17 protein-coding genes are annotated in these 20,508 nt (G+C 51.6%); 8 read left to right on the plus strand and 9 right to left on the minus strand.

Going from position 1 to position 20,508, the window contains the following annotated elements; translation table 11 throughout:
• Positions 1-40: 40 nt before the first annotated feature.
• Positions 41-883, minus strand: a complete 843-nt coding sequence (locus EHN13_RS18435) for a 23S rRNA (adenine(2030)-N(6))-methyltransferase RlmJ (protein ID WP_003023347.1) — start codon at positions 881-883, stop codon at positions 41-43.
• A 208-nt stretch (positions 884-1,091) separates the two neighbouring features.
• Here EHN13_RS18435 and prlC point away from each other — a divergent pair, with 208 nt between their 5' ends.
• Complete coding sequence (gene prlC / locus EHN13_RS18440; RefSeq protein WP_124021876.1) at positions 1,092-3,134, plus strand: oligopeptidase A; 2,043 nt, start codon at positions 1,092-1,094, stop codon at positions 3,132-3,134.
• 134 nt (positions 3,135-3,268) lie between these two features.
• A complete protein-coding gene (gene rsmJ / locus EHN13_RS18445) occupies positions 3,269-4,018 on the plus strand; it encodes a 16S rRNA (guanine(1516)-N(2))-methyltransferase RsmJ (RefSeq protein ID WP_124021877.1) in 750 nt (249 codons plus the stop codon).
• Between the two features lie 105 nt (positions 4,019-4,123).
• Here rsmJ and EHN13_RS18450 read toward each other — a convergent pair whose 3' ends face one another.
• On the minus strand, positions 4,124-5,323 hold the full coding sequence (locus EHN13_RS18450) for an NAD(P)/FAD-dependent oxidoreductase (RefSeq protein ID WP_124021878.1): 1,200 nt from the start codon (positions 5,321-5,323) through the stop codon (positions 4,124-4,126).
• Positions 5,324-5,554: 231 nt separating this feature from the next.
• Here EHN13_RS18450 and EHN13_RS18455 point away from each other — a divergent pair, with 231 nt between their 5' ends.
• On the plus strand, positions 5,555-6,058 hold the full coding sequence (locus EHN13_RS18455) for an RrF2 family transcriptional regulator (protein ID WP_048213629.1): 504 nt from the start codon (positions 5,555-5,557) through the stop codon (positions 6,056-6,058).
• Positions 6,059-6,144: 86 nt separating this feature from the next.
• On the opposite strand, the gene dtpB is transcribed toward EHN13_RS18455, so the two are convergent.
• Together dtpB and uspA are read right to left on the minus strand one after the other, a co-directional pair.
• Positions 6,145-7,617 (minus strand): dipeptide/tripeptide permease DtpB, encoded by a 1,473-nt coding sequence (dtpB, locus tag EHN13_RS18460; RefSeq protein ID WP_048213628.1) that lies wholly within the window; start codon positions 7,615-7,617, stop codon positions 6,145-6,147.
• A gap of 281 nt (positions 7,618-7,898) precedes the next feature.
• Complete coding sequence (uspA, locus tag EHN13_RS18465; protein WP_003023368.1) at positions 7,899-8,336, minus strand: universal stress protein UspA; 438 nt, start codon at positions 8,334-8,336, stop codon at positions 7,899-7,901.
• A 393-nt stretch (positions 8,337-8,729) separates the two neighbouring features.
• On the opposite strand from uspA, the gene uspB reads away from it, so the two are divergent.
• Entirely contained in the window at positions 8,730-9,065 is a 336-nt protein-coding gene (uspB, locus tag EHN13_RS18470; RefSeq protein ID WP_003023371.1) for a universal stress protein UspB, read from the plus strand.
• Positions 9,066-9,129: 64 nt separating this feature from the next.
• On the opposite strand, the gene pitA is transcribed toward uspB, so the two are convergent.
• Positions 9,130-10,629, minus strand: coding sequence for an inorganic phosphate transporter PitA (gene pitA, locus EHN13_RS18475; RefSeq protein WP_048213627.1), 1,500 nt, complete (start codon positions 10,627-10,629; stop codon positions 9,130-9,132).
• A 229-nt stretch (positions 10,630-10,858) separates the two neighbouring features.
• Between pitA and EHN13_RS18480 the strand changes: the two genes are divergently transcribed.
• Together EHN13_RS18480 and EHN13_RS18485 are read left to right on the plus strand one after the other, a co-directional pair.
• Positions 10,859-12,052, plus strand: coding sequence for a BaiN/RdsA family NAD(P)/FAD-dependent oxidoreductase (locus EHN13_RS18480; RefSeq protein ID WP_115642721.1), 1,194 nt, complete (start codon positions 10,859-10,861; stop codon positions 12,050-12,052).
• Between the two features lie 143 nt (positions 12,053-12,195).
• Positions 12,196-12,867: a FadR/GntR family transcriptional regulator gene (locus EHN13_RS18485; protein ID WP_048213623.1), complete on the plus strand. Its 672-nt coding sequence runs from the start codon at positions 12,196-12,198 to the stop codon at positions 12,865-12,867.
• A 10-nt stretch (positions 12,868-12,877) separates the two neighbouring features.
• Here EHN13_RS18485 and EHN13_RS18490 read toward each other — a convergent pair whose 3' ends face one another.
• The 4 genes from EHN13_RS18490 to EHN13_RS18505 all read right to left on the minus strand — a co-directional run bounded on the left by EHN13_RS18490 (position 12,878) and on the right by EHN13_RS18505 (position 17,947).
• Positions 12,878-14,350, minus strand: a complete 1,473-nt coding sequence (locus tag EHN13_RS18490) for a fructuronate reductase (protein ID WP_048213622.1) — start codon at positions 14,348-14,350, stop codon at positions 12,878-12,880.
• Between the two features lie 105 nt (positions 14,351-14,455).
• Positions 14,456-15,640, minus strand: coding sequence for a mannonate dehydratase (gene uxuA, locus EHN13_RS18495; protein WP_048213621.1), 1,185 nt, complete (start codon positions 15,638-15,640; stop codon positions 14,456-14,458).
• Positions 15,641-15,660: 20 nt separating this feature from the next.
• Positions 15,661-16,686, minus strand: coding sequence for a zinc-binding dehydrogenase (locus EHN13_RS18500; protein ID WP_101742790.1), 1,026 nt, complete (start codon positions 16,684-16,686; stop codon positions 15,661-15,663).
• The gene (locus EHN13_RS18505) at positions 16,658-17,947 is read right to left on the minus strand and encodes an MFS transporter (RefSeq protein ID WP_048213619.1); all 1,290 of its coding nucleotides are present in this window, start codon (positions 17,945-17,947) and stop codon (positions 16,658-16,660) included. Before EHN13_RS18505 ends, EHN13_RS18500 begins: the two co-directional genes overlap by 29 nt.
• A 551-nt stretch (positions 17,948-18,498) precedes the next feature.
• Here EHN13_RS18505 and EHN13_RS18510 point away from each other — a divergent pair.
• Positions 18,499-19,974, plus strand: a complete 1,476-nt coding sequence (locus tag EHN13_RS18510) for an MFS transporter (protein ID WP_101743158.1) — start codon at positions 18,499-18,501, stop codon at positions 19,972-19,974.
• A partial coding sequence (locus EHN13_RS18515; RefSeq protein ID WP_249039301.1) for an FGGY family carbohydrate kinase occupies positions 19,971-20,508 on the plus strand: 538 nt, incomplete at its 3' end. The genes EHN13_RS18510 and EHN13_RS18515, both read left to right, overlap by 4 nt.

The following is a 20,508-nucleotide window of genomic DNA, read 5'->3' on the forward strand; positions in this document are numbered from 1 at the left end:
TTGTATACCTGATATTAAAAGGTTCCACCGATGGCTGCGATTACTCCGGCACGATCCAGCTTACCGAGGTATGACCGGTTCCTGCCGGAACCAGTTTGCTGTGCAACCACGGCAGAACGTTGTTCATCTGCTGCTCCAGCTTCCACGGCGGGTTAATCACAATCATGCCAGACGCTGTCATACCGCGCTGATCGCTGTCCGGGCGCACCGCCAGTTCAATTTGCAGAATTTTGCGGATGCCGGTGTCTTCGAGATCGTGGATCATGCGCTTGATTTGTTGGCGCAGAACCACCGGATACCACAGCGCATAGGTGCCGGTCGCGAAACGCTTGTAGCCTTCGTTAATACCGGTGACCACCGCCTGATAGTCGCTTTTGATTTCGTAGGGTGGATCGATAAGGATCAGCCCACGACGTGAAACCGGTGGCAATTTTGCTTTCAGTTGCTGATAACCATCGGCTTTGGCCACGCGCGCGCGCTCATCTTTCTGGAATTCGCCGCGCAGCAGAGGAAAGTCGCTCGGGTGCAGTTCAGTTAACTGCAGGCTGTCCTGCTCACGCAACAACTGGCGGGCAATCAGCGGAGAGCCCGGGTAGTAGCGCAACTGACCGCTGCGGTTGAAGTGCTGCACCACGCCAATGTAGGGTTCCAGTTCGGCTGGCAAATCGTCCTGCTGCCAGATACGGGCGATCCCTTCCAGATATTCACCGGTACGTTCGGCATGCTCACTGCTCAGCTGATAACGGCCAGCGCCAGCATGGGTATCCAGATAGAGAAACGGTTTTTCTTTCTCTTTGAGCGACTCGATGATCAGGCTCTGGACGGTGTGTTTCAGGACGTCGGCGTGGTTGCCTGCGTGATAACTGTGGCGATAACTGAGCATGGGTAATGAAATTCCGCTGAAATGACGATTTGCCACAGTTTACAGCAGATCGGCACAGATTACCCGTAGGCCCGGTAAGCGCAGCACCACCGGGCGTCTTTCCGTCACGGTTAGCATTGAAATCCTCTACACTTAACCCCATTGTACAAATTAATATGCACAGCGCCGGATACGCGCTTCATTCACTCTTTTCAACAGGACCGCGCTAATGACCAATCCATTGCTGACTCCCTTCGAACTGCCGCCGTTTTCTAAAATTCAGCCTGAGCACGTTGTGCTTGCCGTCACTAAGGCGCTGAACGATTGCCGCGAAAACGTTGAACGCGTGGTTGCGCAGGGCGCGCCGTACACCTGGGAAAATCTCTGCCAGCCTCTGGCGGAAGTTGACGACGTACTGGGGCGTATTTTCTCTCCGGTCAGCCATCTGAACTCGGTGAAAAACAGCCCGGAACTGCGCGAAGCCTACGAACAAACGCTGCCGCTGCTGTCTGAATACAGCACCTGGGTTGGACAACATGAAGGCCTGTACAAAGCGTACCGCGACCTGCGTGATGGCGATCATTACGCCACCCTGAACACCGCACAGAAAAAAGCGGTCGATAACGCGCTGCGCGATTTTGAGCTTTCTGGTATTGGTCTGCCGAAGGAAAAACAGCAGCGCTATGGTGAAATCGCCACGCGTCTGTCTGAGCTCGGCAACTTGTACAGCAATAACGTCCTTGATGCCACGATGGGCTGGACGAAGTTAGTCACCGATGAAGCCGAGCTGGCTGGTATGCCGGAAAGCGCGCTGGCTGCGGCGAAGGCTCAGGCGCAAGCCAAAGAGCAGGAAGGCTATCTGTTAACGCTGGATATCCCAAGCTACCTGCCGGTGATGACCTACTGTGACAACCAGGGGCTGCGTGAAGAGATGTATCGCGCTTACTCCACGCGCGCGTCTGACCAGGGGCCGAACGCTGGCAAATGGGACAACAGCCCGATAATGGAAGAGATCCTCGCGCTGCGCCACGAACTGGCACAGCTGCTGGGCTTTGAAAGCTACGCCTTTAAATCTCTGGCTACCAAAATGGCGGAGAACCCGCAGCAGGTCCTCGACTTCCTGACCGATCTGGCGAAACGTGCCCGTCCGCAGGGGGAGAAAGAGCTGGCTCAGTTGCGCGCCTTCGCGAAAGCGGAATTTGGTGTTGATGAGCTGCAGCCGTGGGATATCGCTTACTACAGCGAGAAACAAAAACAGCACCTCTACAGCATCAGCGACGAGCAGCTGCGCCCATATTTCCCGGAAAACAAAGCGGTTAACGGCCTGTTTGAAGTGGTTAAACGTATTTATGGCATCACTGCCAAAGAGCGCACCGATGTTGACGTCTGGCACCCGGAAGTTCGTTTCTTCGAGCTGTACGACGAAAACAACGAGCTGCGCGGCAGCTTCTACCTCGACCTGTATGCCCGTGAACATAAACGCGGCGGGGCGTGGATGGACGACTGCGTCGGCCAGATGCGTAAAAGTGACGGCTCGTTGCAAAAACCGGTCGCCTACCTGACCTGTAACTTTAACCGTCCGGTGAACGGCAAACCCGCGCTGTTTACCCACGATGAAGTGATTACCCTGTTCCACGAGTTCGGCCACGGTCTGCACCATATGCTGACCCGTATCGAAACCGCGGGCGTTTCCGGTATTAACGGTGTGCCATGGGATGCGGTCGAACTGCCGAGCCAGTTTATGGAAAACTGGTGTTGGGAGCCGGAAGCGTTGGCGTTTATCTCTGGTCACTTTGAGACTGGTGAACCGCTGCCGAAGGAACTGCTGGATAAAATGCTGGCGGCGAAAAACTACCAGGCGGCGCTGTTTATTCTGCGTCAACTGGAGTTCGGTCTGTTTGACTTCCGTCTGCACGCAGAGTTTAACCCGCAGCAAGGGGCGAAAATCCTCGACACGCTGGCGGAAATCAAGAAACAGGTCGCCGTGGTGCCGGGCCCAGCGTGGGGCCGCTTCCCGCATGCCTTCAGCCATATTTTTGCAGGGGGCTACGCGGCGGGTTACTACAGCTATCTGTGGGCCGACGTGCTGGCGGCAGATGCCTTCTCTCGCTTTGAAGATGAAGGGATTTTCAACCGCGAAACCGGACAATCGTTCCTCGATAACATCCTTACCCGTGGGGGTTCTGAGGAGCCTATGGCGCTGTTCAAACGCTTCCGTGGTCGTGAACCACAGCTTGATGCGATGCTTGAGCATTACGGGATTAAAGGCTGATTTACCCGTCATACTTCAAGCTGCCTCTTCGGCAACTGCGCTCACTCACCCTGGTCACGTACTATTTGTACGTTCCCAGGGATTCCTTCACTTGTTGTCTTGATGCAACTCGAATTATTTAGGGTAAAGCGGAATTGAAAATCTGCTTAATTGATGAAACAGGCGCCGGAGACGGCGCCTTATCTGTTCTGGCCGCCCGCTGGGGGCTGGAACACGATGAAGATAACCTGATGGCGCTGGTAATGACGCCGGAACACCTGGAGCTGCGCAAGCGTGATGAGCCGAAACTCGGCGGCATTTTCGTTGATTTTGTCGGCGGTGCGATGGCCCATCGGCGCAAATTTGGCGGTGGCCGCGGTGAAGCGGTGGCGAAGGCGGTCGGTATTAAAGGCGATTACCTGCCGGATGTGGTTGATGCCACTGCCGGGCTGGGGCGCGATGCGTTTGTGCTGGCCTCGGTGGGCTGTCGCGTGCGGATGCTGGAACGTAACCCGGTGGTTGCGGCGCTGCTCGACGATGGCCTGACGCGCGGCTACGCCGACCCGGATATTGGCCCGTGGTTGCAGGAGCGGTTACAGCTGATTCATGCCTCCAGCCTGACGGCGTTAACCGATATCACCCCGCGTCCGCAGGTGGTGTATCTTGACCCGATGTTCCCGCATAAGCAGAAAAGCGCGCTGGTGAAAAAAGAGATGCGCGTGTTTCAGTCGCTGGTGGGACCGGATCTTGACGCCGATGGTTTGTTGGCGCCAGCACGTCAGCTGGCGACTAAACGTGTCGTGGTGAAGCGCCCGGATTACGCGCCGCCGCTCGCTGATGTGGCGACACCCAATGCGGTAGTCACGAAAGGGCATCGGTTTGATATTTATGCGGGAACGGCATAGGCCAGATGGTGAGCTATAGTGCCCGATGGCGCTGTGCTTATCGGGCCTACAGTTCGGTGCCGTTAGTAGGCCGGATAAGTCGTTAGCCGCATCCGGCATTACGGCTTAAACAAACGGTGCCAGCGGATCGGCAACCTCAAACGCTACCGCACGGTCCGCCTTCGGCGGGTAAATCAGCTCGCTAACAATCGATACCTTCAGCTTTTTCGCTTCTGCGCGCGTCAGTTTCACCTGCTGATCCCATCCTTCGCTATACACCGCACCCCAGGCACCAAGATCCAGGCAGGTGACGTAGTTTTCCTGACGATATGGCAGTGGTGTTATGTTTAACAGGTCTGCCGCGGCGTTGTTCCCGGCGAACTTGCCCAACAAAATCGCGTGCTGACAGGTCATCAGCGCATGGTTGCCTTTATCGTCGGTGGCGGCGTAGGCTACATCGCCAGTGGCGTAGATATCATTGTGACCCACCACCTGCAGATTGGCATTAACATGCAGACGGCCCTGGCGATCGCGCGGGGCGTTAATCTGTGCTGTCAGGCTATTAGCCTGAACGCCGACGGTCCAGATAACTGTCTGGGAAGAAATCACCTGTCCATCTTTCAGCGTGACGCCAGAAGCATCCACACACTCTACTTCCGCATTGACCAGCCACTCGACGCCCAGTTCAGCAGAGGCTTCGATAATCACGTCGCGTAATTCCTGGCTCCAGCGTCCGCCTGGCTGAGCGCCGCGTTCAACTACGACAATTCTGGTCTTAGCATCTTCACCCAGAATTTCACGCAGACGGCCCGGAAGCTCCAGCGCCATCTCAATCCCGGTGAAGCCTCCGCCGCACACCACCACGGTGTTACGCGCGTCGCTCTCAGGCAGGCCGGCCAGATCTTTCAGATGCTGCTCCAGTACCGTCGCGCTTTCCAATTGGTCAAGGTCAAACGCGTGCTCGGCGGCACCGGCAACGATATCGCGGTTTACGTGACTTCCGCTGGCGAGCACCAGGCGGTCGTAGCGGCGCAGATGAATGTCACCGTTGGCATCTTTCCAGCTCACCTCTTTAGAGTCCGGGAGGATCTGCTCGACGTGACCTTGCTGGAAGTTGACGCCAGTAACGTCAAACAGCGGTTGCAACGGTGCGACCAGCGTATGAACGGCGCTTTCATAAAAACGTGGGCGGACACGCAGCTCTGGCTGTGGCGCAATCACCGTAATATCAATGGTCTGCTGGTGTTTGTCCGCCAGTCGCGCGGCGCTTAGTGCTGCCCACATACCGGCAAAGCCGGCGCCCACGATCAGAATTTGTTTATGCATTGGTTTTTTCTCACTGGTGACTACGAATCATTTACTCGGATTTTATTTGTCGTAGTTAAGGATTGCAATGCGATCCTGAACCTTTTTTCAGTATTACGCCAGGATGTTTTATTATCTGTTTGATAAATATCTATTTATGTTTTTATGTTCATGCGGGGTTGCTCTGTTATCTGGAATGCCTTAGATGAAAAAGCTACAATAAACTCAGATTCATTTTGGCTGAGATAAAAAATGGCATTTTACAGTTCCGGGGTTGAGTACGGCATCCATAGCCTGATGTGTATGGTCGATAGCAAAGGCGACGCGCGGGATATGAGCGTGCGGGAAATTGCCGAACTACAAAGCGTGCCGTATGACTATCTGGCAAAAATCTTCACCCGTCTGTCGAAAGCTGGTCTGGTGCGCAGTATCGAGGGTAAGGGCGGCGGGTTCCAGTTGGCCAAACCCGCGGAAGACATCACCGTGCTGGATGTGGTCAATGCCATAGATGGCGATAAGCGTATTTTTGAATGTCGTGAAATTCGCCAGCGTTTAGCCGTTTTTGAGGAGCATCCGCCCCAGTGGGCTTGTGAAGGTATTTGCGGTGTGCGCTCGGTCATGGACATGGCGCAGCAGCGCATGGAAGAAGCGCTTGGCCAGCATACGATTCTGGACTTGGCGCGCAAAATGTATCGCAAAGCGCCAGATACCTTCGTGGTGGAAGTACAGGAGTGGATTGATGCTCGCAAAGGATAGCGAGTTAAAATGCCCGATAGCGCAAGGCGATCGGGCATATTGAATGTAGGCCGGATAAGGTAATAGCCGCCATCCGGCACTGAAGGTTATTGCTCGGTGCTCGGTGTATTAATCATGCGGTTCAGCCATGGCACCATAATCGCCATTACAACCGTTACCGCCAGGGTCACCAGGCCTATCTTACTGAACACGTTAGTATAAATAGGCAGCGTCTGGAGTGGGTCGGTAATGTTTTCCGGTACTGCGGTAAACGTTGCGACGTAACCCCCCATCAGGAAGGCTGCTGCCTGCGTCAGGAACCACATCCCAAGAATAAAGCCCATCAGGTGTTGTGGCACCAGCGCGGCGACCATAGCCAGCCCCAGGGCGCTAATCAGCAGTTCACCCAGGCTCTGGAACAGATACACCAGCACGATAAACCACGGCGACGTCAGCCCCTGAGCATCGGCAAACCACATCCCGGCTGCGGCGGCAGTCAGGAAGCCTAGTGAGCACAGGAACATGCCAAGCGTAAACTTCATCGGCATGGTCAGGTCTTTGCCTTTGTTTCCCAGACGGGTATAGATAGCGGCCAGCACCGGACTCGCCAGTACCACCCAGAACGGGTTCAGCGCCTGGAAGCTTACCGGGTTGATGGCGAAACCAAGAATTTCATGGTGCACGTTATTGATAGCAAAGAAGTTCAGCGAAGTTGGCATCTGCGCGTACAGCACGTAGAACACCACCGCTTCCAGCATCAGGATAAAGGCCACGAACATCTTGTTGCGTCCGGTTTTATCCAGTTTGAATGCCTGGCGGAAGAAGATGATAGTTACGGCAATCGACAGGACGATCAGCACCAGGTTGGCAACCTGTACATTGTGCATCAGCCAGGCGCAGATAAAGACCATCACAACCGTACCGGCCAGCACATAGAGCAGGTTACGGAAATTCAGCGGCTTATGGTCCGGCTCTGAACCGATATTCTTCACCATGCCACGACAGGCAAAGTAGACCAGTAGTGCAACGATAAGCCCGGCTCCGCACAGGTTGTAGGTCACTGCGTAGCCAAACTTATCGGCAATCACCGGCGCCAGTGACAGTGACAACAGCGAACCGATGTTAATCGACATATAAAACAGGGTGAAAGCACCGTCCAGACGGGCGTCTTTCGGCGGATAGCATTTTGACAGCAGGCTTGCCGGGTTGGCTTTAAACAGCCCGTTACCGACGGCAATGGTACCCAAAGCAATAAAAATCAGGTCGGGCTTAAGCAGTGACATCCCGGTCATGAAGTAGCCGATCGCCAGCACAATGGCGCCGAGTACCAGCGTGCGTTTGGTCCCTAAGAGATGGTCGCCGACGTAGCCGCCGATGGATATCAGGCCGTATACCAATGCCGCAAACGCGCCAAAGGTGACAAATGCCTGTTCCTGAGAAAATCCGAGTTGCTTAACAAAAAATACCGCCAGGATGCCCTGAACGCCGTAATAGCCAAATCGTTCCCATAATTCCACAAAGAAGATCATGAAGAACGGACGAGGTTGCTGCAGCAAGCCCGTAGGTGCAGTAGTATTCATATTCCTTCGCCTTTCAAAGCCATCCCGAAAAGTATGAACGCGTATGCTTAAACGCGCCGAAAAAGTCTTATTTTGTTATAGACTGCGGCGATTAGCCGTAAGGGTAGATTATTATAGAGATAGTTTTCGATCCAATTAGTTGATCACACTAATTATGATTTATTTGTTGGATTGATGTACTAATTGTGTCTGAATGATAAAAACAAAAACGCCCGCACAGGCGGGCGTTTACAGGCTTAACGACTTGCAGCGCGCCGGGTTATCTCCCGACGGCCAGCGTTTTATGCTTCTTCGTCGTCACGCAGCGGAACAATCAACATGTCGACGTGAACAGTGTTGATCAGTTGACGCGCGGAGGACATCAGTTTGCTCCAGAAATCCTGGTGATGACCACAAACGACCAGATCCATGTCGTATTTTTTGATGGCATCAACCAGAACCTGACCCAGGTCGCCGCTACCGCTCAGGGTTTCGGTGATAGGGTAGCCTGCGTTGGTGGACAGCTCGGTTAACGCGTGGTGGGTTTCTTCAGAAATGCGTTTCTGCATGTCGCCCAGATTCACGTCGATTAGCCCGGTGTACAGGTCGGAATAGTTTACGTCAACGTGGATAAGGGAGACTTTCGCATTGTAAGGCCGTGCCATAGAGACCGCTTTTTCAACCAGAACTTTGCTTTCTGGAGAAAGATCAACCGCGATAAGAATGTGTTTATAAGCCATAGTGTTACTCCTTCCATAAGTTGTCGATGACTAGCCTGCTGGCGTTCATTTGCCGCCGCGTCATCCGCGTCCTGCGAACTTTATGCGCGGGGCTAGCCCAGTCGTAAAAACGTACCTTTTAAGGACTATCCTTACATTATAGCGACCGGGATAATCCGTCAATCCGCCTTGCTTGCCAAGTAGTTAAACAAATTTTTTAGTTAATTGCATTGATAGTGATTAACCTTCTGGCAAAAAAATTAACTAATCTCCTACACTATTTAGAGAGGCGCTCGGATGCGTGACACTAACACGAGCGGTTTCGGTTGTACTCTTCACTGAATGGTTTGGCAGGGTATCGGGGAGCGGTAGTCCCGGAAAGGCGTTCCGTGGGCGGGTCGCCGGGGAGGAGATATGATAAGCACCATTGCGTTATTCTGGGCTTTATGTGTCGTTTGCATTGTTAATATGGCGCGTTATTTTTCTTCGCTACGCGCACTGTTAGTGGTACTTCGTGGTTGCGATCCATTACTTTACCAGTATGTCGATGGGGGCGGCTTTTTTACCTCGCATGGGCAACCTAACAAGCAGATGCGTCTGGTGTGGTATATCTACGCTCAGCGTTACCGTGATCATCATGACGATGAGTTTATTCGCCGCTGTGAGCGGGTTCGCGGTCAGTTCATCCTTACCAGCGCGTTATGTGGGCTGGTGTTAATCAGTATGGTCGCGCTGATTATCTGGCACTGATTTCTACGACAGATATAAAAAAAGCGGGTCAGTTTCCTGACCCGCTTTTTTACTGTGCATGCATTTAGATTAACTTCAGGGAGAGCCAGTACAGGACCCCGGAAAGGATAATCGCTGCTGGCAGGGTGAAGACCCAGGCCATCAGAATGCTGGTTACCGTTTTACGCTGCAAACCGCCACCGTCAACAACCATCGTCCCTGCAACAGAAGAGGAGAGAACGTGAGTGGTGGAAACAGGCATACCGGTGTAACTGGCGAGACCGATAGAGACTGCGGCAGTCATCTGTGCCGACATCCCCTGAGCATAGGTCATGCCTTTCTTACCGATTTTCTCACCAATAGTGGTCGCCACGCGACGCCAGCCAATCATCGTACCGCAGCCCAGAGCCAGAGCAACAGCCATGATAATCCAGACGGGTGCGTACTCAATGGTGCTCAGCATGTCGGTTTTCAGTTTCTTCAGCAGTCGCTGATCGTCGCTGCTTACGCCAGGCAGCTTCACGACTTTATCGGTGGTATCAGAGATGCACAGCATAATGCGACGCAGCTGGCTACGCTGCTCAACGCTTAACTTGTCGTAGGTTTCCAGGTTCGCCAGCATACCTTTTGCACGCTCAAGCGCGTTGATGGTATTTGCCGGGTGACAATGGAACTCTGCCGGTGTTGTTGTCGCCGTTTCCGTCGGAGACGGAACCAACTGATCAACGCCGGTCGCCTGTTTGAGCAGATCAGGACGCTGCTGGAAGTAGGTTTCGACGTTATTGATAGCATCACGGGTACGCGTAATTTCGTAACCAGAAGCATTCATATTCACCACGAAGCCTGCAGGCGCTACGCCAATCAGTACCAGCATTACCAGACCAATACCTTTCTGCCCATCGTTAGCGCCATGAGAAAACGCCACACCGATAGCGGAGAGGATCAGCGCGATACGCGTCCAGAACGGCGGCTTTTTCTTACCGTCTTTCTTTTCACGCTCTGCTGGCGTCAGGTGAATACGTGCCCGCTTCTTGGTGCCGTTCCAGTAACGACGCAGCAAGAAGATCAGACCGCCAGCGAACACCAGACCGACAATAGGGGAAATGATCAGCGAACCGAAAATATTGAGCACTTTCGGGATGTTAAGTGCATCCACCACTGAAGTCCCGTTCATCAACGCATTGGTTAAACCAATACCAATGATCGCGCCAATCAGCGTGTGGGAGCTGGATGCAGGCAGACCAAAGTACCAGGTACCGAGGTTCCAGATAATTGCCGCCAGTAGCATGGAGAACACCATGGCGAGGCCATGTGAAGAACCCATGTTGAGCAGCAGATCCGTTGGTAGCATATGCACGATGGCATAAGCTACGCTGAGACCACCCAGCAAAACACCAAAGAAGTTGAACAACGCAGCCATGACCACCGCCAATTGCGAACGCATTGCACGGGTATAGATCACGGTTGCGACAGCATTGGCTGTATCGTGGAAGCCGTTAATTGCTTCGTAGAACAGCACAAAAGCCAGAGCAAGCAATAATAAAAGCCCGGTATGTAAATCCAGGCCAGCAAACAAATGTAGCATAGGACGTTACGCCATTTTGAGGACATGAACGCGGCGCATTATCAGTGACTTTGGCGGCGCGGGCAAAGTGAAATATAGAGTTTTTTTGATTTGTCTCCTGCTTTGTTTTACACCACTAAAGAATTATCCTATAGAATTCAGGTAAATACCTATTATTGATAGTTTGGTGCTGGTGCGACCACTGAGGAATCTTTACAATTCACGCCCGCTTTTTAGAGAGGATCGCAACGTGGAAAGGTTTGATACCGTTATTATAGGCGCTGGCGCAGCGGGTATGTTCTGTGCCGCGCAGGCAGGGCAAGCAGGCAGTCAAGTACTGCTGATTGATAATGGTAAAAAGCCTGGACGTAAGATCCTCATGTCCGGCGGAGGGCGCTGTAACTTTACCAATCTTTATGTGGAACCGGCTGCATATTTGAGTCAAAACCCGCATTTTTGCAAATCGGCGCTGGCTCGCTATACGCAGTGGGACTTTATCGATTTGGTGGGTAAACACGGCATTGCCTGGCATGAAAAAACGCTCGGCCAGCTGTTCTGCGATGATTCGGCCCAACAAATCGTCGATATGCTGGTGGCCGAATGCGAAAAAGGTAACGTTACGATGCGTTTACGTAGCGAAGTCCTGAGCGTCGCACAGGATGATGATGGCTTCATTCTGGAACTGAACGGGATGACGGTCGGTGCGAAGAAATTGGTTATTGCCTCCGGTGGGCTTTCCATGCCGGGTCTGGGAGCAACGCCGTTTGGTTATAAAATTGCCGAACAGTTTGGTCTGAAGGTTCTGCCGACCCGTGCCGGTTTGGTGCCTTTCACGCTGCATAAGCCACTGTTGGAGCAGCTTCAGGTACTCTCAGGCGTGTCTGTTCCTTCCGTTATCACCGCTGAAGACGGCACCGTATTTCGTGAAAACCTGCTCTTTACGCACCGTGGGCTTTCAGGCCCGGCCGTTTTGCAAATTTCCAGTTTTTGGCAGCCCGGCGAATTTGTCAGCATTAATTTGTTGCCGGATGTTGACCTTGCGAGCTTCCTCGATGAACAACGAAGCGCACATCCAAATCAGAGCTTAAAGAACACGTTAGCGATGCAGTTGCCGAAACGTCTGGTGGAATGCCTGCAGCAATTAGGGCAAATCCCGGATGTGACGCTGAAACAACTTAACGTGCGCGATCAGCAATCGCTGGTCGAAACGCTGACCGAATGGCGGGTGCAGCCGAACGGTACCGAAGGGTATCGCACAGCGGAAGTCACGCTGGGAGGCGTGGATACCAACGAACTGTCTTCGCGCACGATGGAAGCCCGCAAAGTGCCAGGGCTGTACTTTATTGGTGAAGTGATGGATGTCACCGGCTGGTTGGGTGGGTATAACTTCCAGTGGGCGTGGTCGAGCGCCTGGGCATGTGCACAGGATTTGGTGTCTGAATAAGTGAAAGACTCTGTCTGCACATAATAAGAAAAAATATCATAGTGATGTGTGATACATGAACTGACTCTGACGTGCGTTTCTTAACTCCAGGAATGATATGATAAATCAGTTAAAAATCGCACAGATAAGAGAACGGGAGACACATGGTTATTCCTGAGGTAAAACAGGAGCGGCTCTATCAAAAGATAGCCAATCTCATCATTAAGCTCATCAATGATGGTATTTTTCCGCCGGGAAGCTTCTTACCACCCGAACGTGAGCTGGCGAAGCAACTCGGTGTAAGTCGCGCATCGCTCAGAGAAGCGCTGATTGTGCTGGAGATTTCCGGATGGATCACCATCCAGTCAGGTAATGGTGTAATTGTTGCTGATAAAAAGCATTCCACCAGTGATTATACGATTGAAGAAATCCTCTATTCGCGTGAGTTGGTCGACAGCCATTGTGCGCGTCTTGCTGCTCAGGCCGGGAAAGAAGATCTAATTAGCCAGCTTGAAGCACTGCATCTCAGCATGGAAAAGGCCATTAGCGAAAACAATGTGCATGGTTTTTATTCCCTCGATAAGCAATTCCATCTAACAGTATCAGAAGCCAGCCAGAACCGCGTACTGCTTGATATGTCGCGAATGCTGTGGGAACAGCGCGTTAACATCCCGTATGCCGGACTGGACAAACGTTCCGGCAATCGGGATGTATTAACCAGCATGAATACACAGCATAAAGCGATTGTGGATGCGATCCGCCAGGCTGATGCTGACGGTGCTTACCAAAAATCGCTGGAACATCTGGCCTATGTCAGACAGATCGTGGGTCTTTAATAACACCACGCTATTGGCTCAGAGCGGCTACCGCTGCACGTGCGCCTACGCTGTGCAATTGCTGACAGGCAGCGGTTACGCGTTCGATAAAGTCTGTGTTCTCGCAAAGGTCTCGCCCAAAGATAGTGTCAATTGCTAACAGCGCCCGGACACGTTCTTCTATTGATGGATACTGTTGATAAATAGCCTGATACTGTGCTGACAGCGGATCTATCACCTCAATCGGATGACCTTGTTCATCCACACCGCTGATGTAGCGCATCCAACCGGCGACTCCCAACATCAGATGGCGAGCATCTTCGCCTTTTTTCAGATGGAGTCGAATGGGGTCCAGCAAGCGTTGTGGTAGTTTCTGGCTGCCATCCATCGCAATTTGCCAGGTTCGGTGCTTCAGTGATGGATTAGTAAAGCGCGCAATCAGCAGCTCTGCATAAGCCGCAAGGTCTGTTCCTTCCGGCATCGACAGTGTCGGCGCTTGTTCATTGAGCATCAAAGCACGCGCAGCGTTGCGATACGCCGGGTTGGTCATCGTATCGGCAATTGTTTCATAACCGCCCAGATAACCAAGGTAGGCCAGGAAAGAGTGGCTGCCGTTGAGCATGCGTAACTTCATCATCTCAAATGGCACCACATCTGCTACAAACTGTACGCCCACGCGATCCCAGTCCGGGCGTCCATTGACAAAGTTATCTTCAATCACCCACTGACGGAACGGCTCACAGGCAATGGCACAGGGATCATCTACCCCCAGCTGTTCTGCGATTTGCGCTAACGTCTCTTCTGTCGCTGCCGGAACGATGCGGTCTACCATCGTGCATGGGAACGTTGCCTGTTCGGCAATCCACTCAGCCAGTTGCGGATCGCGCTCGGCGGCTAAACCCAGGACAGCGGTTTTTGCGACGTGGCCATTTTCTCGTACGTTATCGCAGGACAGCACAGTAAAAGCCTTCAATCCCTGCTGACGGCGTAGCGCGAGGGCTTCGACGATATAACCCATTGCTGATTTGGGGGACTGTGGGTGAGCAATGTCGTGCTGGATAAACGGATGATTCAGATCCAGCTCGCCGCTGGCGGCATCTGTGCAATATCCTTTTTCGGTGATGGTCAGCGAAACGATGGCCGTTTCGGGACGTGCCATTGCGTGGATAATGGCTTCACAGCCGTCAAATTCAGGATGCAGCGCTTCTTTCATCGCGCCAATGATTTTAAGCTCTGTCGTTTGTGCTCCGCGCTCGGCAACGGTGTACAGCAGATCCTGCGCCTTCAGGTTTTGAATCAGTGTGGCATCGTTTCCGGGCATCAGGTTGACCTCACAGATACCCCAGTCGCTGTCACTGCTTTCCAGCAAATGATGTGTATAGAGCGCCTGATGAGCGCGGTGAAAAGCGCCGCAACCAAGATGTACGATGCGCGAAACGAGGCGTGAACGATCCCAGCGTGGTCGTGGGGTGGAAATCTGGGCGGTGGCGAGATTCTTGTCCATGACAAACTCCTGTCATTGATGATCTTCTTTGATAATGCGCTATCAAAGACCGGTCCTGACTGAAAGTGAAAAACCGCATGGCAGGGATACCATGCGGCAATGTGGTTACTGATTGAAGAAGGCGCGTTGGATAGCCAGTTCAACGCCGCGTACTTCAGCCAGGCCCTTAAGGCGACCAATAGCGGAATACCCTGGGTTGGTTTTCTTTTTCAGATCATCAAGCATTTGATGACCATGGTCTGGTCGCATGGGGATAAGTGAGGCGTTGCCTTCAGCTTTACGTCGCTGTTCTTCTTCGACTATCGCTTTCACTACGCTGTACATATCGACATCCCCGGAGAGATGTGCCGCCTCATGGAAGGTTTTGGGATTCTCTTCACGTTGTGTGGAACGCAGGTGCGTAAAGTAAATCCGTGGGCCGAACTGTTTGATCATATCAACCAGATCGTTGTCTGCGCGTACGCCGTAAGAGCCTGTACACATCGTAAAACCGTTGGCTGTACTGTTTACGGTGTCCACCATCCACTGCATATCTTCTACAGTAGAAACGATGCGCGGCAGGCCAAGAATTGGGCGCGGTGGATCGTCCGGATGAACCGCCATACGTACACCCACTTCTTCCGCTACCGGAATAATGGCTTTCAGGAACCAGGCGAAATTTTCCCGTAAGGCCGCTTTGTCGATATCTTTATAGGTTGCAAGGTGGCTACGGAATTGGTCCAGCGTATAGCCTTCCTCAGCACCTGGCAGACCTGCAATGATATTTCGTGTCAGCCGAGCTTTGTCTTCTTCGCTCATATTCACAAAACGCTGGTGCGCCTGTGCAATTTCCTCCGCGCTGTAGTCCGCTTCCGCACCGGGACGCTTGAGGATATGCAGTTCAAAGGCGGCAAACTCAATCTGGTCAAAGCGCAGAGCCTTTGAACCGTCGGGTAGTACATATTCCAGGTCGGTACGGGTCCAGTCCAGAACCGGCATGAAGTTGTAGCACACGGTAAAGATGCCGCATTGGGCGAGATTACGCAGCGTCTGCTGGTAATTCTTGATCCACAGATCGTACTGGCCCGTGTGGGTCTTGATGTCTTCATGGATCGGCACGCTTTCCACGACCGACCAGACCAGACCGGCTTTTTCCACGATCGCTTTGCGTTTGAGAATTTCTTCTACGGACCAGACTTCACCGTTTGGAATATGGTGCAGCGCAGTTACCACACCCGTTGCACCGGCTTGACGAACATCGGACAACGACACGGGATCATTCGGGCCATACCAACGCCAGGTTTGTTCCATCGCTTTATCTCCTGGAAAAATTAATGAAAGGTCACATTGATCTTCAGATAGCGTTCCGGGTATTGATCGAGTTCCTTCACGGCGTCAGGCACATCATCAATATTCACCACCTTGCTGACGACATCCGCAGGATTAATGTTCAGCGTAGCCAGCATCTGTAACGCTTCTTCGAATTCGCCAGCACTGGTACGTGATCCGCGCAGATCCAACTCTTTAAACGTGATCAGGTTAGTGGGTAACGATGTCTCCTGTTTTGGCCAGCCGGTGAAAGCAATACGACCCGCAAACGAAGCAAGATCCAGCGTTTCGCGAATTGCACTGTTGGCACCAGATGCTTCGACGACAACCTGTGCCATCGTCCCCTGTGTGATATCTTTTATCGCCTCAACAACCTGGGTGTTCGACGGATTGATGACGTAAGGCACGCCCAGCGATTTTGCGTACTGAAGTCGTTCGTCCACGATATCGATCAGAATTGGCGTCGCACCGTAGCGCAATGCGCTCAATGCTGCCATCAGACCAATCGCACCGGCTCCAATAATGGCGATATGCTCCCCGGCCGTCAGTTTGGCGCGATGTAGCGCATGCAGTGCGATAGTCAGTGGTTCAGCCAACGGAGCCATCTCAGTGGCGACGTCATCCGGGATTTTGTGAATCAAATGCGCGGGGTGAGCTACCACCTCCTGCATCGCACCATCAATATGTACGCCAATTACCTTCAGGTTTTCACAGCAATTTGTCCTCCCCACTGAACAGGGGTAGCAATGGCCACAATAAATATAAGGATCAACAATAACGCGGTCACCTTCCTTAATATTTGCTGGCATGCCATTGCCTTGTTTAATAACAATACCAGTGACTTCATGTCCAATAATACGTGGATAGGTCACCAGGGGATTAGTGCCGCGAAATGCACCTATATCAGAGCCACATATTCCAGCAGCATCAACTTTTATTAATACTTCATTATCTTTCTTTTCTGGGTAATCAACCCAACGGGTTTCAATTTCACCAGGTTTATTGATGTAGACAGCTTTGACTTTCATTTGTTTTTAATCCTTTATTTTTGACAAATACGAATACCAGACAGCTGGAAACAATCGCAATAGCACCAGCCAGATAGAATGCGTAATCATATTTACCGCTGAACTGAACAATAAATCCGGTGACCAGAGGGCCAATGATTCCGGAGATATTTGCCAGCCCATGCATGGCGCCACCGACGCTACCCACTTTATCTTTGTGTACGACATCCTGAATAACTGCCCAATAAATAGGTCCAGTTAAATACAACAGGAATAACGAGACTGACATCAATCCAACGGCACTGCCGATAGTGGTAACTGTTCCAGAAACCGCCACACAGATTGCCGCTCCAGCCAGGCAAACACCGAGAATGAGACGGCGAGAAAGCAGGGCATTGCCCGTTACCCGATAGATAAAGTCAGAGCATACGCCACCCAATACCATGCCGATTGCACCAATCACCCAGGGGATCACCGTTGCAATGCTGATTTCTTTAATATCAAGGTGTAGCGAGTGGTTCAGATAGCTTGGGAACCAGGTCAGGAAGAAAAAGAGTATGTAGTTATAGCTAAAGAAGGCCAGCGTCGTTGCCCACACCATCGGCTGCTTCATGTAGTATCCGAGAGAAGGCATCGCTTTACCGTCATCCGCTAAAATGATGTCATCATGGTTTTCAAAATCGACACGTTCTTCCGGGGCGAGGTGTTTACTTTTTGAAGGTTTATCACTGGCAATGAAATACCAAAGTAATACCCAGGCTAAACCAAACAGGAAAATAATACCGAACGCCGGACGCCAGCCTAATGAAAGAGCCAGCAGGCCAACTACCGGACCGGAAATTGCGCCACCCAACGGCGAGCCAGCGCTGAAAATACCGATGGCAGTGGCAGATTCTTTACGCGAAATCCAGTTATTGATAATTTTATTACCTGCAGCACTGACCGGCCCTTCAGCCATGCCGAATAATACGCGGACAGCCAGCATAGTCCATAATCCAGTAACCAGACTGGTCATCCCACAAAATACTGACCAGAGTAACGCGGCGACCAGAAATACTGTTTTGGGACCAAATCGGTCACTGGCCCAGCCACCGATAAAGTTAAACAGTGCATAACCAACAAAGAATGCGCTGAATATCATACCCATCTCAGCAGCATTGAATCCTAATTCCTTTTCGATGAGTGGAGCGGTGATCGACAATGCTGAACGATCCATATAGTTAAGCATGTAAACTATAAAAAGAAGAAAAACGATAAGCCATCCCATTGTTTTTCTTTTCATGATATATCCTCTTATTGTGGTCTAGCGGCCTGACCACAATATTTAAAACCTATTTTAAGATCACCATTCTTTTGATGCGAATGTGATCAACATAACGAAAAATTAGTGCTTTAAATAATCACGATCAAATGTGTGTTAGCGTATCTTTATGAATTTTAAGGTTTTTGTTGTGAGCGGTAAAATTTAGGATAAAAGCGAACTTGGTATTCAACACCTATTTTGGATGGATATTGCAATAGCGTCGTACAGGGAGAACGGCGAACGTTCAGCGCAAATCAGGCGGCTACGTACAGTCACAGTGGTATCCCACCCGCTGAGAACAGAAAAATGGCTCATAACGACCTCATTTTGTAATTATTCATTAACATTTGGGCTACATGTCACAGAATCAACGACGAGACTAAAAGTCGCTTTGACACGCTTTGGGTTACCTTCTAGAGTGGAAAAATACAGATTTTAGATAAGAGACTATCTGTGAAATTAAGATGGTCTCTTATTGCATTTTTTTAGCTAATGGCGACCTTCTTCCGAATATTATGAAGGGGAAAGCCATGTCCGCATGTTCATTCTCAAATCCGATAAAAATCCGCGGTGTAGATGATGTCATTAATTGCATCGATGCCAGGGGAAAAATCAGTGGCAGAGCTGGTGTTATTTGGTGGTTGGCACTAGGCGGCCTTTTTCTTGATGCTTTTTCAAATTCAGCTCTCAGTGCTGGATTAAACCCAATGACCCGCAATTTAAATCTTACTGCGACCGAAGTTGCACTACTTACCTCATTTTCATCCTGGGTCGCCATATTATTTAACCCGATTGGCGGCTGGATAGCCGATCGCTGGGGTCGTGTGCCACCGCTGATCATTGCCAAAATAATGGCGGTGATTGGTGCTTTGTTGGTGATGTCATCCTCCAGTTTTAGCACGATAATCGTGGGTCGCTTCTTTGTTGGCGTCTCTTACGGGATGGACTTTGCTGTGGCAATGGCCATGCTGGCAGAGTTCACGCCTGTGAAACTCAAAAGCCGTCTAAATACCTGGCAGGGTGTCTGGTATGTTGCCGTTTGTTTAAATTTGGTATTAGCGCTGATGTTTTACTCATGGGACGTAGGTGATGCCATCTGGCGTTATTCCATTGCTGTAACGGCGTTATGTGGAATCATCGTTCTGTTTTTCCAGTTCCGTTATTTAGTGGAAAGCCCGGTTTGGCTAGCAAGGAAATCCCGATTACCTGAAGCTATCGTTGCCATGAATAAAATATATGGTGAACAGTTTATTCTGGCGCCGAAAGCAGAACAGAAACCCGTTATTGGTCAGGCTGAAAAAGGCGCAAGAAATGTGCTGTTAATATTCCGTGGCGTCTATTTACCACGTACGATTCTGGCTTCGACCGTTCAAATCTGTCAGTCAATCCAATATTTCGGTGTGGGCTGGTATTTACCGGTTATTAGTGCTGCGATGTTTGGTAAAAATTTTGTTTACGCAACCTTATGTTCACTATTTTTTAACGTTTTCGGTATCGTCGGCGGTTTCTTATCTCCCGCGATTGGCCGCCGTCTGGGATTGCGCCGCTCCTCGGCGATCGGTTTTGCCGTGGCCTTCCTCGTGCTACTCACGCTGGGTCTGTTCAGTGACACTATGCCACTTTGGGCCTCTTTGCTGGTCCCTGCACTGTTTATTCTTTGCCACTCTGGCGGACCTGGTGCAAACGGGAAAAGCCTGTCGTCACTCTCTTTTCGCAGTGAACTGCGGGCTGGCGCGAACGGCGTGGTCGGTGCGCTCGGGGCAATAGGTGCGGCGCTCGGGCTGTTTATTTTCCCGGTATTCCGTGATTTGTATGGCCTGCAAACGACCTTCCTGATCATGTCTGCCGTGCCGCTGTTTGCGAGCATTATCTGTTTTGTTATTCCGTGGGACCCCACTCGCACCACTATTCAGCCGGATAACGAGCCAGGTGCGCCGCAGTTCGAATCACCCCATTCACCTTATCCAGAGTCGATGACCCCAGAATCAAACAGGAGTACGAAATGAGTGAATACGAAGATGTCATTCTGGCTATCGATGAAGGTACATCGGGGACCCGTGCGGCAGTTGTTGCACAAAATAGCCAGGTTCACTGCCTGGAATACCAGCCGCTTCAGGTCAGCAGTCTGCGTCATGGTGTGGTGGAACAAGATGCTGATGAGGTCTTGCAGGCCACTATTGAGGTTTGTCGCAAAGCGATAGCTAACGCGCAATGCAACAAGATGCGCATTGTGGCGCTGGCGATTGCGACCCAACGCTCAACGGCAGTGCTGTGGGATGCGCAAACGGGTAAGGCATTAACTCCGGCGATGGTATGGCAGGATGCGCGTTTCACGGATGAACTGGCCCAGTTAGCCCCTGAATGGGATGCAAAACTGCTGCCGCGGATTGGGCGACCGGTTGGGATACGCTCTCCTTATCTTTGGGCGTCGCGCCATCTTGCCAATACGCCTGCGGTGGCGAAGGCGTATCAGGCTGGAACGCTGGTCTTTGGTACCGTTGATAGCTGGTTGCTTTGGCATTTGGCGCAGGAGAAAAAAA

This window comes from Citrobacter youngae (genome assembly GCF_003818115.1).
Classification (GTDB): domain Bacteria; phylum Pseudomonadota; class Gammaproteobacteria; order Enterobacterales; family Enterobacteriaceae; genus Citrobacter; species Citrobacter youngae.

Excerpts from the sequence above, each read along its gene's own strand:
- uxuA (WP_048213621.1), bottom strand. The coding sequence starts at position 15,640 with ATGGAACAAACCTGGCGTTGGTATGGCCCGAATGATCCCGTGTCGTTG.
- EHN13_RS18510 (WP_101743158.1), top strand. The coding sequence starts at position 18,499 with ATGTCCGCATGTTCATTCTCAAATCCGATAAAAATCCGCGGTGTAGAT.
- EHN13_RS18455 (WP_048213629.1), top strand. The coding sequence starts at position 5,555 with ATGGCATTTTACAGTTCCGGGGTTGAGTACGGCATCCATAGCCTGATG.
- EHN13_RS18450 (WP_124021878.1), bottom strand. The coding sequence starts at position 5,323 with ATGCATAAACAAATTCTGATCGTGGGCGCCGGCTTTGCCGGTATGTGG.
- prlC (WP_124021876.1), top strand. The coding sequence starts at position 1,092 with ATGACCAATCCATTGCTGACTCCCTTCGAACTGCCGCCGTTTTCTAAA.
- dtpB (WP_048213628.1), bottom strand. The coding sequence starts at position 7,617 with ATGAATACTACTGCACCTACGGGCTTGCTGCAGCAACCTCGTCCGTTC.
- uspA (WP_003023368.1), bottom strand. The coding sequence starts at position 8,336 with ATGGCTTATAAACACATTCTTATCGCGGTTGATCTTTCTCCAGAAAGC.
- EHN13_RS18505 (WP_048213619.1), bottom strand. The coding sequence starts at position 17,947 with ATGAAAAGAAAAACAATGGGATGGCTTATCGTTTTTCTTCTTTTTATA.
- pitA (WP_048213627.1), bottom strand. The coding sequence starts at position 10,629 with ATGCTACATTTGTTTGCTGGCCTGGATTTACATACCGGGCTTTTATTA.
- uspB (WP_003023371.1), top strand. The coding sequence starts at position 8,730 with ATGATAAGCACCATTGCGTTATTCTGGGCTTTATGTGTCGTTTGCATT.
- EHN13_RS18485 (WP_048213623.1), top strand. The coding sequence starts at position 12,196 with ATGGTTATTCCTGAGGTAAAACAGGAGCGGCTCTATCAAAAGATAGCC.
- EHN13_RS18500 (WP_101742790.1), bottom strand. The coding sequence starts at position 16,686 with ATGAAAGTCAAAGCTGTCTACATCAATAAACCTGGTGAAATTGAAACC.
- EHN13_RS18490 (WP_048213622.1), bottom strand. The coding sequence starts at position 14,350 with ATGGACAAGAATCTCGCCACCGCCCAGATTTCCACCCCACGACCACGC.
- EHN13_RS18435 (WP_003023347.1), bottom strand. The coding sequence starts at position 883 with ATGCTCAGTTATCGCCACAGTTATCACGCAGGCAACCACGCCGACGTC.